11 protein-coding genes are annotated in these 17,215 nt (G+C 41.2%); 3 read left to right on the top strand and 8 right to left on the bottom strand.

Annotated elements, in window-relative coordinates:
• A partial coding sequence (locus tag GVN16_RS23125) for a beta-L-arabinofuranosidase domain-containing protein (RefSeq protein WP_205748960.1) occupies positions 1–1,291 on the top strand: 1,291 nt, incomplete at its 5' end.
• A gap of 1 nt (position 1,292) precedes the next feature.
• Here the strand turns inward: GVN16_RS23125 and GVN16_RS23120 are convergent.
• The 6 genes from GVN16_RS23120 to GVN16_RS23095 all read right to left on the bottom strand — a co-directional run bounded on the left by GVN16_RS23120 (position 1,293) and on the right by GVN16_RS23095 (position 14,057).
• Positions 1,293–2,798: a VCBS repeat-containing protein gene (locus GVN16_RS23120; protein ID WP_166566333.1), complete on the bottom strand. Its 1,506-nt coding sequence runs from the start codon at positions 2,796–2,798 to the stop codon at positions 1,293–1,295.
• A 186-nt stretch (positions 2,799–2,984) separates the two neighbouring features.
• A complete protein-coding gene (locus GVN16_RS23115) occupies positions 2,985–6,344 on the bottom strand; it encodes a VCBS repeat-containing protein (protein ID WP_229244322.1) in 3,360 nt (1,119 codons plus the stop codon).
• 529 nt (positions 6,345–6,873) lie between these two features.
• Positions 6,874–8,592, bottom strand: coding sequence for a RagB/SusD family nutrient uptake outer membrane protein (locus GVN16_RS23110; RefSeq protein WP_166566331.1), 1,719 nt, complete (start codon positions 8,590–8,592; stop codon positions 6,874–6,876).
• A 22-nt stretch (positions 8,593–8,614) separates the two neighbouring features.
• Positions 8,615–11,845 (bottom strand): TonB-dependent receptor, encoded by a 3,231-nt coding sequence (locus GVN16_RS23105; RefSeq protein ID WP_166566330.1) that lies wholly within the window; start codon positions 11,843–11,845, stop codon positions 8,615–8,617.
• Between the two features lie 173 nt (positions 11,846–12,018).
• Complete coding sequence (locus GVN16_RS23100; RefSeq protein WP_166566329.1) at positions 12,019–13,686, bottom strand: lamin tail domain-containing protein; 1,668 nt, start codon at positions 13,684–13,686, stop codon at positions 12,019–12,021.
• 68 nt (positions 13,687–13,754) lie between these two features.
• The gene (locus GVN16_RS23095; RefSeq protein WP_166566328.1) at positions 13,755–14,057 is read right to left on the bottom strand and encodes a hypothetical protein; all 303 of its coding nucleotides are present in this window, start codon (positions 14,055–14,057) and stop codon (positions 13,755–13,757) included.
• 112 nt (positions 14,058–14,169) lie between these two features.
• On the opposite strand from GVN16_RS23095, the gene GVN16_RS23090 reads away from it, so the two are divergent.
• Positions 14,170–14,820, top strand: coding sequence for an MgtC/SapB family protein (locus tag GVN16_RS23090; protein ID WP_205748959.1), 651 nt, complete (start codon positions 14,170–14,172; stop codon positions 14,818–14,820).
• Between the two features lie 3 nt (positions 14,821–14,823).
• On the opposite strand, the gene GVN16_RS23085 is transcribed toward GVN16_RS23090, so the two are convergent.
• Positions 14,824–16,323: a GH3 auxin-responsive promoter family protein gene (locus GVN16_RS23085; protein ID WP_166566327.1), complete on the bottom strand. Its 1,500-nt coding sequence runs from the start codon at positions 16,321–16,323 to the stop codon at positions 14,824–14,826.
• A 186-nt stretch (positions 16,324–16,509) separates the two neighbouring features.
• On the opposite strand from GVN16_RS23085, the gene GVN16_RS23080 reads away from it, so the two are divergent.
• Entirely contained in the window at positions 16,510–16,869 is a 360-nt protein-coding gene (locus GVN16_RS23080) for a PqqD family protein (protein WP_166566326.1), read from the top strand.
• Between the two features lie 71 nt (positions 16,870–16,940).
• On the opposite strand, the gene atpC is transcribed toward GVN16_RS23080, so the two are convergent.
• Positions 16,941–17,183, bottom strand: a complete 243-nt coding sequence (gene atpC, locus GVN16_RS23075; RefSeq protein WP_166566325.1) for an ATP synthase F1 subunit epsilon — start codon at positions 17,181–17,183, stop codon at positions 16,941–16,943.
• Positions 17,184–17,215: the final 32 nt, after the last annotated feature.

Below are 17,215 nucleotides of genomic sequence, written 5' to 3'. Positions count from 1 at the left end.
GGACTGGGCCATCCAGGCAGCAGTAAACCAGACCAGTGAAAAATGGATGGAACGTCATGCAGTCAATGTAGGAATGGGCATCAAAATGCCTGCAATCTACTATCAGTCGCAAGGTAAAACCGTCTATCTTGATTCTCTTAAAACAGGTTGGAAAGACCTTATGAGCCTGCATGGTTTGCCTCACGGAATGTTTTCAGGCGATGAAGACCTGCACGGCAATGACCCCACACAAGGAGTTGAACTTTGTGCCATTGTGGAAGCGATGTACTCTCTGGAAGAAATTGTAGGCATAACCGGGGACCAGGCTTATATGGAAGCCCTGGAACGCATGACTTTCAATGCCCTGCCGACACAGACTACTGATGATTTTATGAGCAGGCAGTATTTCCAGATAGCCAACCAGGTGCAGGTTTCCAGAGGGGTTTATGACTTCTCACTTCCGTTCGGCAGGGGTATGAATAATGTGTTTGGCCATTATGCAGGATACACTTGCTGTACCGCCAATATGCACCAGGGATGGACCAAATTTGCGGCCAATCTATGGTATTCAACACCCGGGAAAGGATTAGCGGCGTTGGTATATTCTCCCAATACCGTCAAAGCGAAAGTTGCCGACGGCACAGAAGTAACGATAAAAGAAGAAACCGCCTACCCTTTTGACAACAAAATCAATTTCACCATCGGCACTCCCAAAACTCTGAGCTTCCCGATGGAATTCAGAATTCCGGAATGGTGTAAAGAAGCTGCCATATTATTGAACGGAAAACCTCTCAGAACAGAGAAAGGAGGACAAATCATCACGATTGAAAGAGCCTGGGTCAATGGGGATCAGCTTACGCTTGATTTCCCGATGGAGATCAGGACCAGTAACTGGGCCAGAAATTCAAGGGCCGTGGAACGTGGCCCGCTGGTGTATGCCCTGAAAATTGAAGAAACCTGGACACAGAAAGAGATCAAAGAAGAAGGTATTTTTTATGAAATCCAACCGGCCAGCGATTGGAATTATGGATTGTTGAAAAAAATGATCGATAAGCCTTCAGAAAATGCCTCTGCAAGCTCGAAACCCCTCACAGGAGAATATGTATGGAACAGCAAGAATGCCCCGGTTTCAATCACTTTAAAAGGCAAAAAAATTCTCAACTGGAAACTCGTGGAAGGCGTGGCACGTCAGCCTGTCACCACCCGTGAGGAAATTTACCAGGGCGAAGTAAGCCAGGAAGAAGAAACGATTACACTGATTCCTTACGGATGCACCAAATTAAGAATAGTGGCGTTTCCGGTAGTGAAATAACTCAGCGTTTCAGGTTTTCAAGGACAACCATTTCAAGTTTCTGCCGGGAGCTGTTGACCGATCCCCTTTCGTAGGCCCCCAGGACTATGTCCAGGTCTCCGTCTTTGTCCATATCGGCCACATCCATCGTCATCCAGATGCCATTTTTTGCTTGTGGAAATGAAGAAACCTTGAACTGGTATCCTCCTGTGTTTTCCAGGAATAAAAATCCTTCATTAGGAACCTGGTTCTTGTCAGGAAAATAAGAGATCAGAGCTATGTCAAGGTCACCGTCCTGATCAAAATCCGCTGTGTGTGATTCTGCCGCTCCGTAAACCGGGTAGAAGAATGCTTCTTTGAAACTGTTTTTCCCGCTGTTTTCAAAAATCCTTAGCCCGTGATAGCTCTTAAAACTATAAGAAAAGTCAGCGTTATCACCGTTTGAATAAACAATATCCACAAAGCCGTCCTTATTGAAATCCACCAGTTGAATATGACTGGAACCAAACACAGGAGAAAATGACAATACCTGCTTTTCATCAAAGCGTCCGTTACCCTGATTATAAAAAATAAAAACACCTTCCCGGGCTTGCGTCATCAATGCCACAATATCATTTTTGCCGTCATTGTTCATGTCCCTGATGAATACATTCCTGGCCCCCGGCAGGTTTTTAAGCACATTTTCTTTCTTATTTTTACCACTGTACCAGGCCAGTTTACCCAATTCAAAACCAAAGCTGCAGACAAGCATATCCTCTACCCCATCCTCATCCAGATCACCAAAAGCAGCCCTCACCGGACGCCTCAATGTATCCAGCAATATCTTTTGTGTGCCGTCGGCAGTTCTCTGATAAAACTTCCCGAATTTCCCTTCATGGGGATCTATCTGCCCCATGTCCAGAATTCTGAGACCGTCTTTTTCAAAATAAATATCTGCTACAGCACCAAACGCACCCAGAGAATCTGCTTTTTTCAGCTTCAGGTCATATCGGTAGAGTTTTCCGTTTTTCTCTCCTGAATAAACGCTTTTTTCTTCAGGACTAAATTTCACAAAGGTATTTTTGGGTAAGCCTCCTTCAGGAATGTTCCTGGAGATAACCCTGAATCCACTGAGATTTTTAGATATTTTCTCTTTCGTGGCCTGAGGAAGCGGTTTTTCCGGTGCATTTTCAGCATAATAAGCCACAATTTTCTTCCAGTCCTCTTCTGCCAGCATCGGTCTGTCAGGATATATGTTGGCTGCAATTGTCTGATTCATATGTTCCTGACTCATCCCCAGCAATTTACCAAACAGATCGCCAATGCCCAGTCTTAGACCCATTTCAGGTAAAACCCCGGCTTCCCAGGTTTTTTTATCAAGCATTTGAGGAGGAGTGTATTCGTGGCACCGCGAACAATGCAATTCTGCCAGTTCTTTTCCGCCAAGTCCTGACGGAGTCAACACCTCGTCCACGGTTTCTTCTTTCTTCGAACCACATGCCAGAAGCAATGCTGTGCAAGAGCAATAAATAAGTCTTTTTAAATTCATAGGTTGGGTTAATCTTCTTTCTGAAACTCTAAATTAAAGTATTTAGCCTTCTGCAAGTTCCATTTTATGCTTCAAACCAAATTTCAATAGACTAAGTTTTGAATTCCAGCGATAATCCTTGCGTTAATTCGTAAAAAAAGCCGGCCGCTCCTTCTGAAACGGCCGGCTGATCAAAAATACCTGTTATTAATATTCTGAAATAAATTTAGCTCCGGCAGGTAACACTATCTTTCTGCTTGATTGGGAAAGATAAGAAGAACCATAATAAACTTCCGACTTAAGTTTTTTCCCTCTCAGATTGTAGATTACACCGGTTGATTTCGGTTGGAGTTGAATCACTTCGCCCGCTATTTTAGTCCTGAACAACCTCAGCTTGCCGCGGTTTTCTGCGGACGCAATCAGCATATTCCCAGAGCCGTCATAAAAACTGACAAGGGCCTTGGCGTCACCCGGGGCATAGAATCCTGAATAGTTTTTAACCGTAAAATTCCCCTTACCATCACCTTTCAGAAAAATACCGTTTGATGCATCATAACGCCCGATCGAAGTCTCATTTCCGTAATTGTTTCCAGAAATCAGCACGTCGAGGTTTCCATCCTGGTCAAGGTCTTTTACCAGCATACCGTTTACTACTGAAAACTGGGCATAAACCGGAAGCTCGGTGATTTTAAAGGACCCATTACCGAGATTTTCAATGTAAGCAGAAGAAGTATAATTCATTTCAAGCTCCAGTGCCCCCTTACGGGCTTCTTCCGCCAGCAAATTATCATAAGTAGCCCCGGCAAAATCTTTATAGGAAACAAACCTGGCCCTGGTCGGATTCAGCTGCTTATTGACATCGTCCTTGCCGTTAAACGGCACCAGTTGCCTTTTTCCATCGACCCCGTCAAAATAGACAAAAGGGATCAGGTCATAGTTGCCATTATTATCAAAATCTTTTGCCAGCACCTTCACAGGCTCAAGTGCCGTTCCTTTCATAAGGTTGTTTTTTCCAAGATTTCCCACTACATAATCAATATCCCCGTCTCCGTCAAAATCGCCTCCGTTTAAAGAATTCCACAGACCTTTGAAGGCCTCCAACCCTGTTTTCTGATTCTGAACAAGTTTTCCTTTCTCATTTTTAAACATGGTAACAGGCATCCATTCTCCGGCCAGTATCAGGTCAGCCCAGCCGTCATTATCATAATCTGTCCAAAGCACGTCACAAATCAATCCTATGTCATTCAGTCCCGGTGCAAGTGATGCGGTCACGTCCGTGAATTTAACAACTCCGTTTTTAGTATCATTCCGTAAGAGTTTACTTGAAGTAGGTTTAGGATATTCCAAAGGAACGTTTCTTCCCGCTACCAAGAGATCAAGGTCGCCATCATGATCAAAATCACTGGCTCTGACACATGATTTACTCAGGAACGATTCAGGTAAAGCATTAACCGCTACAGTGAACCCGCCTTTTCCGTCATTCAGATAAAGCACATCCTGGAATGAAGGGTTTGCCGGGTGATCTTCCGAGCCTCCCCTGGCAATGTAAAGATCAAGATCGCCATCCAGGTCTGCATCAAACAACAAACTGCCCAGGTCTTCTCCTTTTTTCTGAAGTGAATCAACAGCGGGTAAAAGGAACTTCTGTTGAAATTTGCCGTCGCTCCCCTGTACAAAAAATGAAGCATTAATAAATTTAGGTCCGCTCATAAATATGTCATCCAATCCATCACCATTGATATCACCCGTAGCCATGGCAGGCCCGAGTTGAGACAATTTGGAAGGAAGCAGGTTCTGCTGATTGAAGTCTATAAAGTCATATTCACGGTGCTTAAAATCAATTCCAGCCAACTGCGTAATGTCTGTCATCTGGTTATCTCTGACAAATGAAGGCCTGATACTCTCGAGGTTTGCATTTTTAATGTCTACTACCAAAACCTGGTTGGGTTTTACATTCTTAAACTCCTGCATTTTACCATTCTGCCATCTTATTCTCAGGGTTTTGATCACTTTCTCTCCTAATCCAAAATGCACATAAGGCTCCACACTCGACAAATATCCCCTGTGAGGGTTGTGCTCATGAATCAGGGTTTCTCTATTAGTAAGCTCCGCTTCCGCAACAGCCCCGTAACCGAAAGTATTTTTATCATTCCCTTTAAAACTGATTCTCAGATAGTCAGACTTTTTATCCCCTTTTTCTTCCATGAGGGTATTTTTATAGATTGATGCCGGGTCATTGATATTGTTGATTACATAATCCAGGTCTCCATCATTATCAAGGTCTCCGTAAGCTGCTCCGTTAGAAAAAGAAGGAATATCAAAACCCCAGGACTTGGTAACGTTCTCAAATGTAAGATCTCCTTTATTCCTGAAAGCATAATTGCTGATTTTCACTTCAGGAATCTGAGAAAGCAGGTAATCAATCCCCGCCAGCCTTTCTGCATCAGCCCTGAACGCCATAAAATCCCGGTCGGTCACATCTTTTGGAAAACCATTGGTCACGAACAAGTCACGGAAACCATCGTTGTCAAAGTCAGCCAGTGAGGGTGTCCAGCTCCAGTCGGTTTCGGCTACACCTGACAGCAGGCTTATTTCACTGAATTTCGGTTCGCCTTTTGCATCTATTCCATTATTGAGTTGAAGTGTATTTCTCATGTACTGATAAATATACCCGTACTGATCACTGAAATTATACAACTGGTAGTTATTGGCAGGGGCCAGCACTTTTTTTCTCAGGTTGTTCTTCGGAAGCATGTCCAATGCGATAATATCAAGCAATCCGTCATTATTGATATCAGCAATGTCATTCCCCATAGCCGAATTGCTGGTATGTTTAAAGTAGTCAGCTGCTTTATCAGTAAATGTGCCGTTTTTATTATTGACATAAAACAGGTCATCAGACGCATAATCGTTTGTTACGTAAATATCCTTCCAGCCATCATTGTTGATATCACAAATATTAACCCCCAGGCCAAAACCCTCTATCAGGATTCCGGCTTCTTTAGAAACATTGGTGTAAACAGGATGCTTGAGCGAATCACTCCAGTCACAGCGGTAAAGCCGGTCTGTATTCGGATTCGAACCATCTGTTTTCTTAGGCCTGTAGAAGTTCGGATATTGATCAATAACATTCGTTACCACATACAAATCAAGATCCCCGTCATTATCGTAGTCAAAGAACGTAGCATTTTCAGAATGACCGTCATCATTTACCCCATATTCTTTTCCCATTTCTTTAAAAACAGGAACGCCTCCTTTGACACCCTGGTTAACAAACAGCAGGTTTTCTCTTTTTGAAGCGGGTTGTTTTACTGAAGCGGCCACATAAATATCCATCAGACCGTCTCCATTGACATCAACAGTTACTACCCCGGTATTCCAGCGGTCAAAACCATCAATTCCGGAAGGTTTCGAAACGTCTTCAAACTTAAAATCTCCTTTGTTCAGATATAGTTTATTTTGTACCTGATTACCGCTGAAAAAAAGATCCTGAAGTCCGTCACTGTTAAAATCTGCAATCGCCACCCCGCCACCATTATAAATATATTCAAATTTGATAATATTCATAGTGTCATTTTCGACAATGTTGTTGGTAAAACTGACTCCAGTCTCCTCTGTCGTTAGCTTTTGGAATAATGTTTTTTCTTTGCAGCTAAAAAAAATGAAAACGAAAAAAATAAGAATAGTAAAGTTAAATTTCATAGCAATGATTAAGGTTTTTGGATATAAATATAAACAAAAAGCCAGGACATATCGAATCGGATTATTTTATTTTTTACCAATGCAATGGTTTGCACAAGGCATTCCTGTCACTTAAAGATCTTTCCTTCTAAACCTGGAAAAACATTGTCTCTTACACTTTTAATGCATAATATGCCACAGAAGCTTTTAAATACTAAGCTAATTTTAACCCCTGATTCAACCAGGGACAAATATGAACTTCAGGTGAAATGAGAGACAGGTGTTTAACCGAACAGAAGTGTGTTTTTAAAAATCCCTGAGATTCTCAGCAGGATAAACGATCCGCTTCAATGGCAGAAATCATAAAAAAGGGTAGAAGTGAACCTTCTACCCTTTTCAAATATCCTGATTTTAATTAATAATTCGGATTTTGCTTTAAAATATCACGGCCAACCAAGTCAATTTGCGACTGCGGTAAAGGCAATAGTGCATTTTTAGCCTGATACTTCGCTCCGCCCAAGGCTCCCGGAAGTCTTACCTGGTCATAAGTCAGATACTTATTGATCGCGGCAACATCCTCGCCCCAGCGAACAAGGTCATAAAAACGGTATCCTTCCATTCCCAGCTCAAGTCTTCTCTCAAAACGTACCGCTGTTCTTGCAGCCTCTTTTGAAGCGAATGCAGGATACAAGGCAATTTTATAATTGGCAGCAGGTTTTCCGTCTAAGGTTACAAAATCATTCGGATTGGCAGCTCTTCCTCTCACCATATTGGTATATTCCAGTGCCTTAGCCAAACTTCCGACTTCGATCTCAGCTTCAGCAGCCATCAAAAGCACATCAGCAAACCTGATAATATTGACGTTGTAAGCATTGAAAGTCTGGTGTCCCCAACCACCTGTCTCAGTCATACCTGCAGCTTTTTCAGCTTTTGAAAACAAATATTTCTTAGGTGAGTACGGTCCTCCGTTAGGCTGGTTTCTGATCATGCTGGCTCCTGTGTGTACACCCCAGTCTTTGAAAGGAATACCTCTGCGACCAACTGAGTGATCAAGTCTCGGGTCCAAAGGACCTGCATCAGGCGTGAAAGCTTCGTCAGATTTAAGACCCATGTCATTCTTAACGGCTTTAGCGGGATCATTGTATGAACCATCGAGAATCGGCAATCCTGCAGCATCTGTTCTGAAAGAGTTTACAAATTCAAATGAAGGCTGGAAGAATCCGCAACAAGTACCCGGGTCAACACCCTGAATGTAGTTCAACTGAAGATCGGCATTGGCGTTATTACCGTTACCTGATTTTACTGTCGCCTGTACTGAGAAGATCGACTCCGCATTATTGTCATTAGCGATCACATAAAGATCAGAGTATTTAGGAAGTAATGCATATTTCTTACCTCCGGCAGTTTTACCGTTAGCAATGATCAGATCAAACAAAGCTTTTGCTTCAGTATATTTCTTTTCGAACATGTACACTTTGGCAAGATAAGAAGCAGCAGCCCATTTGTTGGCTCTACCTGCTGCATCTGCTACTTCAGGAAGTTTATCATAAGCAGCTTTGAAATCTGCTTCAATTTTTGGCCATAGATCTACATCATTCTTAACTTTCTCAATTCCGTTTGTAACGTTATTGGTTTCATCTACATAAGGAACCATATCAAAGTTTCTCTTCAGCTGAAAATAGAAGTGTGCTCTCAGAAACTTAGCCTCGGCTTCCATTCTTGCTATATCTTCAGGTTTTACAGAAGCCGCTGCTTCCTTAAGAAGAGCCAATACGGCATTTGCTCTGGCAACACCTTCAAAATGACCTTGATAAACCTCTCCGCTGAAAGGCAAGGTAGGAGAATATTCAAAACGCTGTATCGGGTTAATATCCGAAAAGTCACCCGGGTCAGTACCTTTATTGGCATCTCCACCTCTAATACTTCCCCAAACCCAGTTGGAAGGGCCGGAAGCATAACTTCCCAAACCGCTTAATTGTGCATAGGCGGCGATCAATGCCCCTTCAAGTCCGGCCTTTGTTGTAAGCTGGGCCTTGGCTAATGAGCCCGTCGGAGCTACATCCAGAAAGCTTTCTTTACAAGAATAACCTGCAAAAAGCAATAAGAATAATACTACAATTGTTATTTTTTTCATCGTAATGTTCAATTTATATTAATTAAAACCCAACGTTAATACCAAAATTCACCTGGCGGGTCATTGGGAAGTTACCCAAATCAATACCGAAATTGGTATCTGCCGCACCTGCTACCTGAGGATCCAATCCACCATATTTGGTAATTGTAAATAAATTATTGACAGAAGCGTTCAATCTTAAACTTCCAAGTTTTAATTTATCAACAAACGTCGAAGGAACATTGTAAGCAAGAGACAAGTTCTGGAATCTTAGATAAGATCCGTCCTCTACATAAAAATCACTCGCCTGAGAACCTGTACTAAAGCCATCGTTTGCTTCAAAAATAGGGATTTTTGTATCTCTGTTCTGAGGAGTCCACGAATCCTTAACTCTTTCTGAAATAGCAGAACCGGCAAACAAAGGATAGAAATCTGTAAATCTTTTAGAAAGGTTAAAGATTTTGTTTCCAATTGAAGTATAGAAATAAGACAATAGTTCAAAGTTCTTATACTTCAAAGTAAAGTTAAGACCACCTGTAAAGGTAGGTACCGGACTTCCAAGGTAGGTACGGTCATCAGAATTGATTTTACCGTCATTATTAACATCCTGATATCTGAAGCGACCAGGGGCTGCTCCATCCTGAGCCGGAGAAGAAGTAACTTCTTCCTGTGACTGGAATAGACCAGCTACTTTATACCCGTAGAATGCAGACAGTGAATAACCCAATTGGTTTCTGATAGGATTGACCCCTCTGAATCCAGGATTAACATCCAAAAGGTAAGTCAGGTTGCCACCAATCTTGGTAATTTCGTTGTGAAGGAAACTACCCGTTACATTTACCTCATAAGCTACTTCCTTGGCAATTTTACCGCGGTTAATGACCTGAACATCTATCCCTTTGTTAACCATAGTTCCTACGTTAACAGATGGAGGAGTAGCACCACCAACGGTTTGTGTAATAGGAAGTCTGTATAACAGGTCTTTTGTATCTTTTTGCCACAAGTCTAAAACTACCTCTAATCTGCTTTTGAAGAAAGTACCATCAAAACCGATGTTTTTGGTAATACTGGTTTCCCACTTGGCAGCCGGGTTTCCAATTCTTGATTGTTTAAAACCACTGGTTACACCTGCATTTGAACCTGCGATGTCATACACTGAGTTGGCAAGATCCTGAGCATAAAGACTGAACTGGTTACCTGGGTCAACGTTATTAGAGTTACCCATTGTACCATATCCACCTCTTACTTTCAAATCTGTAATCCATGGAATTTCCTTCATGAATGACTCGTCAGACAAACGCCATGCTGCAGAAACTGCAGGGAAAACACCGTATCTCGACTCAGAACCAAAACGGGAAGATCCGTCACGACGCAACACCCCTGTAATGATATACTTTTCATTAAGGTTATAAATAGCCCTTCCGAAATAAGACAGGAATGTAATTCCATTATTCTTTCCACTTTGAGCAGGGTTGATGATATCCAGTTTGGAAATAGTAATATAGTCAATATCTCCTGCAAACGGATTTCTACCACTTGCACTTAAGTTTTTACCAAACCCTGTATTCAATGCTTCGTGACCAGCCAATAATTCAATACCGTGGATACCGAATTTCTTCTTATAAGTAGCAGTATTGGTAATTGTATACCCCAAAGCAAAACTGCTACTTTCATTATATGACCAGTTAACACCCTTGTTCTCCAGTGTTTCATAAATCGGCTGACCATATCCCCATCCGTAAGAGTTGATATAGTTCATACCTACAGATGATTTAATCGTCAAATCTTTAATCGGATCAATCTCTATGTAAATATTACCTGTAGCCAAACCGTTGAAATTCCTGTTCAATTTACCTCTCTGCTGGTTAGCAACCGGGTTTGAACCCTGTCCGAAACCTAGAGCAGTAGTACCTGCATAACCTCCGAATTCATCATATACCGGTAAGATAGTTGGAGATCTGAATGCCGCCAAAATATCATTTTCGTTTTGAGAACTGGAAAGACCGCCGTTATCTCCGTCTCTTCCGAGAATCTGGAAATAAGTAAGCTGAAGGTTTTCACCTATCCTTACATTTTTAAATACATCAAATTCGGTATTGATTCTGGCTGCATATCTTTTCGCTTTCTGGCTGGCCAGAATACCATGCTGATCCTGAGCAGAAAAACCAATATAAAAACGTGATCCTTCTCCACCACCCGAGAAACCAAGGGTGTGTCTTTGAATCGTTCCTGTCTGAGTCAATGCATCATACCAGTCAGTACCTGCTTTGTTAGCTTTGATTACCTGGTAAAAATCACCGATGGTTGGTCCGGTAATGTTATATTTTTTAGCTTCTGCAGCAAGGTCTACAGTACCGATGACACCACTCTGATTTCCTACTTTCAGATAATCAGGGATAACCGGCGTTGCCCCTGAACCGTACTGAGGGTGAGTCAAAGGAGATCCTGAATTACGAAGGGCATTCCACGTCCATGTAGCCTGATCCTGAGGATTCATCATTTTCTGACCTTTACCCGGATCTGTAAATCCGAAGATACCGTCATACGTTATACTTAATTTTTTAGCTCCTTTCTTACCTTTCTTTGTAGTGTATACAATTACGCCGTTAGCCGCTCTTGCTCCATAAATAGAAGCAGCAGAGGCGTCTTTCAATACAGTAGTTGTTTCAATATCTTCAGGGTTCAGATAATCAGCGTTACCTACAGGATAACCGTCAACAATAACCAAAGGCTGGTTACCACCGAAAGCACCAAAACCCCTGACCCTGATCTGGCTACCAGAACCCGGCTGACTGGTAGTTACTACCGTTAAACCGGCCACTCTACCTTGAAGTTGTTGTTCAACACTCGAAGATGGAACAGTTGTCAGATCTTTTGATTTTACAATAGAAACAGCACCCGTAGATTCTTTTCTTTTGTCAACTGAATAACCTGTAACAACAACTTCTTCCAATGAAGATACATCAGAAGCTAAAGTTACATTAATTGTTGTCTGATTTCCGACAGTGATTTGCTGTGTCGTGTAACCCAAAAAGCTAAACACAAGAACATCGTTCGGTCCTCTGACATCGATAGAATAATTTCCTTCCGCATCAGTAGAACCACCTCTAGTGGTACCTTTGATGGTTACGGATGCTCCGGGGATCCCGGAATTGTCGTCAGAGCCAACGACCTTTCCACTAACTTTTCTTGCCTGAGCAAAGCCGTCCACTGTAAACAGGGAAGTTGCAACAAGAAGCAAGAAAAAATACTTCAGATAAATTTTTAATTTCATAAGAAACCTAGGTTTTAAATTGGTTAAAAAGAGAGCTTGCTTATTCAAATTAATATTTGAATAGTACAAATTAAATAACTATATACTAGAATAGCAACATATTTTTCTTAAATATTACTATTCAAAATAATATTCTGATAATATTCGGCAAAATAAGGGGCCTGAATAATGCGTTAATAGGCCCCGAGAACGGTTTTAACTAAAAAAGTATGCGTAGAAGCAGGTGAAGTAACATCTACCCGGAATACATAATAGCCGACCGGCAACAGACCGCCGGAATTGTCACTACCGTCCCATTCTACACGACCGTCAGTTCCGGCTATGGCATTCTCGATTAAACTTTTCACTACCTGACCGCTTCTGTTCAGAACCTTCACTGAGATCGTATTTCCAGGCTCGGACAACAAAATTCTCAGACTGGCTTTACTTGAATCTCCTTTGGAATAAGGAAAAAAAATCACCGGTTCAACATAACATTTACTAAGAGAAGGATTCTCCGCCTGAGAATTCCGGTATCCTGGCGTCGCGAAATTATCCAATGCCGAAGCAGATTTCCAGTTACGTAAATTTGATGCCGGCACATCAAAACTTACCCTCTCCAGCGACACCCCTTTTTTATCATCCAGCATAGGGTTATGCATGCCTTCTGCATAATCGAAAATTTCAAAAATCTTTTTAGTGGGATCGGCCAGGATAACGGCCCCTGAAGCAATCGAAAAAGAAGGTAGTGTACCTGCTTCGTAAATGTTTTCTTCCGGAGCTTTGGGATACTGAGACCTGAGAGCCGTTTTGTTTTCTGTTATGGCAACATAGGATCTTTCCGGAATAATCAGATCGGTTTTGGAGATAAACGAAAACCCGTCAACTTCATTTTTAGTGTTTTTGTGAGCCAGAAACCAGTTTTTGAGATTTATTTTATGATCTGAATTATTATATAACTCCACAAAATCACTTCCTCCGGCAACCGGGCTAAAAAGAATTTCACTGATCAGCAGTTCTGACGAATCCGGAACCGGGAAATTACCAAGTGTCAAAGCCAGAGGCTCCATTACATTTCCTGAACAATCTTCTATTTTACTTATTTTTAAAGTGAAGAAATCATTCCCGGAGAGAGCCCTGTTTAATATAAGTTGAATTATATCATTTTCATACCGATCCGTCTTAACTTCATTAACCTTGAATGCTTCATTGTCAATCAGGAAATCAGCTGTCGCCTGTATCTGGTTAAGATTTTCATCAAACGTCAGCACCAGTTTCTGATCTTCGAAATAATGACTGAGTAAAACCGGCCCTTCGGTATCGGGTTTCACTGCAGCAGAAGCATTGACAGCCCCGGGCGTCGCCCCGGCCGGAGAGGAAGAGGAAGTCCAGTTTTGCTTTCCCCTGCACGCATAGTTCTTATCTATCATTTCCAGCGAAAAGCCCTGATCCTTTCCTGCGGCATACCATTGAGAAGAATATCTCACAGAAAAAACGTCTTTGCCCTTACTGTCTTTTAAAACCAGCAGCGTTCCTTCATTCAATAAGGAAAAGCTACTGAGCCCTATGACCTTACCAAAAGTCAGAAAATCGGCTTCATTTCCTTTTTTACATACAATAACATATTGGCCCGGTAAGATTTCAAAGGCAGGAAATTCGGTTTTTGAACTGGAATATTGAAGGGAGTAACCTTTTAGTTGTACGGAACTCTGACCCGGATTATATAATTCGATAAATTCCTTTTCCGGTAAACCATGAGATGGCGTCGGGTCGGCAAAAATCTCGGTGATAATAATATCAGAAGCTTTGGTAACAAATGAACAAAGTACAAAAGCTGCAATAAGCAGGTAATGGGATTTCATATTTTTATATAGTGATGTGTGAACGAATAAGGAAGCCTTAAAATAAATCAAGGCTTCCCGGTATCTTTTTATTGAACTTCCACCTCTTTAGGCTTCCAGACTTCAGGCTCTTCTTTTTTCAACTTTTTGTTTGCCTTATGTTCTTTTTTAGTCTCTTTCTTTACTATTTTCTTCTGCTCTTTAGCCTCTTTCTTAATAGCCTTGGCTTCTTCTTTCTCCTCCTTCTTCTTTTGTTTGCTGATCTTTTTAGTCAGATCTTTCGCAATCTCAGAGACAGCCTTTTTGATTTTTTTTGATTTGACTTCTTTTGAAACAATTTCTGTGAGTGCTTCTGTTATGCCTTGTACCAGAATTTTATCTTCGGCTTTCATGTTGGAATTTTTTTGATTTAAAATAATCTACAAATAATTAATATTAATTTCACAAATACAAAAAATGTATGTTAAGTTTTGGTTTAGAAAAATTATAAATTATTAAGCATCCATGATCAATATTGACTTCGCCACAGAAGACATCATCAAGCTACTCCTCTCATGCTTTACTGGGGCTGTTATTGGCTTTGAAAGGGAATATCACAGTAAATCTGCAGGCTTAAGAACCCTTATCCTGATCTGTCTCGGGTCCACTTTATTTACGCTCATTTCTATAAAACTGGGCACCGATCCCAGCAGGATTGCGGCCAATATTGTAACAGGAATCGGGTTTATAGGGGGTGGCATTATATTTCGTGAGAGTGCCACTAGCCAGATCACCGGCATAACCACAGCGGCGGCTGTATGGGTGACTTCCGCATTGGGCATGTGTATTGGTTTCGGAAACGGTCTTTATGGCTCAGGACTGGTAGCCATGATCCTGGTGGTTTTTACGTTATACAGCCTTGCCAAGATACAGGTAAGAATCAAAAAATCGAACATCAGCCGGAATTACCGCATCGTTTGTCAATATAACAAAAGTACGCTTAAGCATTATGAGAAAAAATTTGAGCAGTTTGGTCTTGAAGCCAAAAGAGGACCTCAAAGCAAAATAAATGATTTGATTACGGGCAACTGGATCGTACAAGGCCCGGAAAAAAACCATGAAAAAGCCATCAGAGAATTATTGGAAGATCCGGAGATCCTGGAGATAGATTTCTGAATATCATCCTTCGCCCATCTGATGCAGGACATCCGCTATCTTTCGCTCATTAGCCAGGCGAGGTACTTTGTTCTGCCCGCCTAACTTTCCGATCGACTTCATGTAGTTGATAAAAGCATTCTTAGGCAATGATTTGATCACCAATGGCCTCAGGATACTGCCGGTGATAAGGTCTTTATAATAGACATTCAATTCAACCATTTTGCGGTCCAGATCTTCAGCAAATTTAACCGGATCTGCAGGAGGGTTACCGAATTCTATCAGCCATTCGTGGTAAGGAAGACCTTCATTGGGTGTTACCATTGGTGCCACGGTGAATTCTACAAGTTCCACTTCAGGATGACGCTCGCAGGCATATCGCATGGCTTTTTCGACTTCTTCCCCGATCACATGCTCTCCGAATGCTGAAATAAAATGTTTGATTCTTCCGGTTACCACTATTCTGTACGGCTCAAGGGATACAAATTTCACGGTGTCTCCTATAGAATATCCCCAAAGGCCTGCATTGCTGTTGATGATCACAGCGTAGTTCTTATCCAGCTCCACCTCCCCGATGCTCAATCTTCGCGGATTTTCATTAAAGTACTCATCTGCCGGAATAAACTCAAAGAAAATACCTGTATTAAGCAACAAAAGCAGTCCTTCCTCTGTCTGACTGTCCTGATAAGCCATGAAACCCTCTGAGGCAGGATAAAGCTCAATAGAGTCTACTTTCCTTCCAATGGAATCAAACAGCTTTGCTTTATAAGGTTCAAAATTGACCCCACCGTAAATAAACAAATCAAAGTCAGGAAAAACATCTTTGATCTTTTTCCCCGTCCGGGCCTGGATCCTGTCAAAATACATCTGAACCCATGGTGGAATACCCGAGATAAGTCCCATCCGCTGGTCAAGGGTCTCATCGACAATCTTTTCCAGCTTGGTTTCCCAGTCTTCTATACAATTGGTTTCGTAAGTTGGCACCTGGTTAGACCTCAGGTAAGCAGGAACATGGTGGTTAGAAATGCCCGAAAGCCTTCCGGTGTGTATTCCTGCTTTCTGATCCAGAACAGGGCTTCCTGATAAAAAAATAAGTTTTTTGTCGAGAAACCGGGATTTCCCGGTCTGGTTAATATAATTCAGGATTGCATCTCTGGCGGAGTCAATATGATTATGAATGGACACATCAGTGATCGGGATGTATTTTACACCTGAGGTTGTGCCTGAGGTTTTAGAAAGATAAAGCGGTTTACCCTGCCATAAGACATCTGATTCACCTTCTGTTATCCTTTGTATATAAGGCCTTAATGCTTCGTAGTCGCGAATGGGTACTGCTTGCTTAAAATCTTCATAGCTTTTTATATCAGAAAAATGGTGGTCTTTACCAAACAATGTTGCTGAAGCATCATTTACAATACTTTTACGCCAGTTTTCCTGTACTTCTACTGAATTTTTAATCCATTTCTTCTGCTTTGACACCACAAATGCGGCCAGCGGTTTGCTAAAAATTGAGCGTATCCCCATAATTAATTATTATCCTGCAAAGCTAATAAAAATGTAGATAATAAATAAAACCCTTTAATTATCATTTGATGACCTTTCAATATTAACGGTTTCTTATCATAAAAATTAAAACAAAACAATTATTGGGGTAGTTTATACAGCGTAATTTCTTATTTTTGTATTTATAGGCTAGATATTACATGAAAAATGATTAAAATTCAAGATACTCTTGAAAGAAGCTCCAATTTGCACGTGGCAAATGTAGCAGGAATGACTATCATTTTAGATTCTTCAAAGATTAACATTTTAGGATTCAACGAAACCGGCGACTATATATTCAATTATATTAATGAACCCGTAAAAGTTGAAAAGCTTGTTAATCATCTATCTGATGTTTTTTCCATTGATAACAAGCAATGTTTTACCGATATAAGAACATTTCTTGAGAAAATGGTTGTTGAAAAGGTATTGAAAATTTCGACCGTAGAGGAGTCAAAAGATCCCCGGAGTGCTATCAGTTTTGACACGAGGTATCTTGATTGGGAAGTTCCTGTTCTGACAAAATAATTTATCAAAAACAAAAAAACTCCGGAACCTTAAAAGCTCCGGAGTTTTTTTTAATACTTATATCTCAGATATTAAGCGACTGCTTCAGCAAGAACCAAAATTTTATTTTTAGAAACCTCCAGCACACCGCCGTCTACCAGGATACTTTCTTTTTTACCATTTGCTTCATAAACCAAGTCTCCTTTGGCAAGCGTACTTACCAGCGGGGCGTGATCTTTCAATATCTGGAATTGCCCTTGTTTCCCGGGAAGAATGACAGAGTCAACTTCTCCTTTGAAAACATTTTTATCGGGTGTTATTATTTCTAATTGCATAATTTCAAAAATTTAAGCGTTTCAGGTGAAAA

Origin of the sequence: Emticicia sp. CRIBPO, from assembly GCF_009905725.1 — a bacterium.
GTDB lineage: Bacteria > Bacteroidota > Bacteroidia > Cytophagales > Spirosomataceae > Leadbetterella.
Note: the sequence above shows the minus strand (reverse complement) of the source record. Positions and strands in the feature narration are given on the sequence as shown.

Excerpts from the sequence above, each read along its gene's own strand:
- GVN16_RS23120 (WP_166566333.1), bottom strand. The coding sequence starts at position 2,798 with ATGAATTTAAAAAGACTTATTTATTGCTCTTGCACAGCATTGCTTCTG.
- GVN16_RS23115 (WP_229244322.1), bottom strand. The coding sequence starts at position 6,344 with ATGAATATTATCAAATTTGAATATATTTATAATGGTGGCGGGGTGGCG.
- GVN16_RS23110 (WP_166566331.1), bottom strand. The coding sequence starts at position 8,592 with ATGAAAAAAATAACAATTGTAGTATTATTCTTATTGCTTTTTGCAGGT.
- GVN16_RS23105 (WP_166566330.1), bottom strand. The coding sequence starts at position 11,845 with ATGAAATTAAAAATTTATCTGAAGTATTTTTTCTTGCTTCTTGTTGCA.
- GVN16_RS23100 (WP_166566329.1), bottom strand. The coding sequence starts at position 13,686 with ATGAAATCCCATTACCTGCTTATTGCAGCTTTTGTACTTTGTTCATTT.
- GVN16_RS23095 (WP_166566328.1), bottom strand. The coding sequence starts at position 14,057 with ATGAAAGCCGAAGATAAAATTCTGGTACAAGGCATAACAGAAGCACTC.
- GVN16_RS23090 (WP_205748959.1), top strand. The coding sequence starts at position 14,170 with ATGATCAATATTGACTTCGCCACAGAAGACATCATCAAGCTACTCCTC.
- GVN16_RS23085 (WP_166566327.1), bottom strand. The coding sequence starts at position 16,323 with ATGGGGATACGCTCAATTTTTAGCAAACCGCTGGCCGCATTTGTGGTG.
- GVN16_RS23080 (WP_166566326.1), top strand. The coding sequence starts at position 16,510 with ATGATTAAAATTCAAGATACTCTTGAAAGAAGCTCCAATTTGCACGTG.
- atpC (WP_166566325.1), bottom strand. The coding sequence starts at position 17,183 with ATGCAATTAGAAATAATAACACCCGATAAAAATGTTTTCAAAGGAGAA.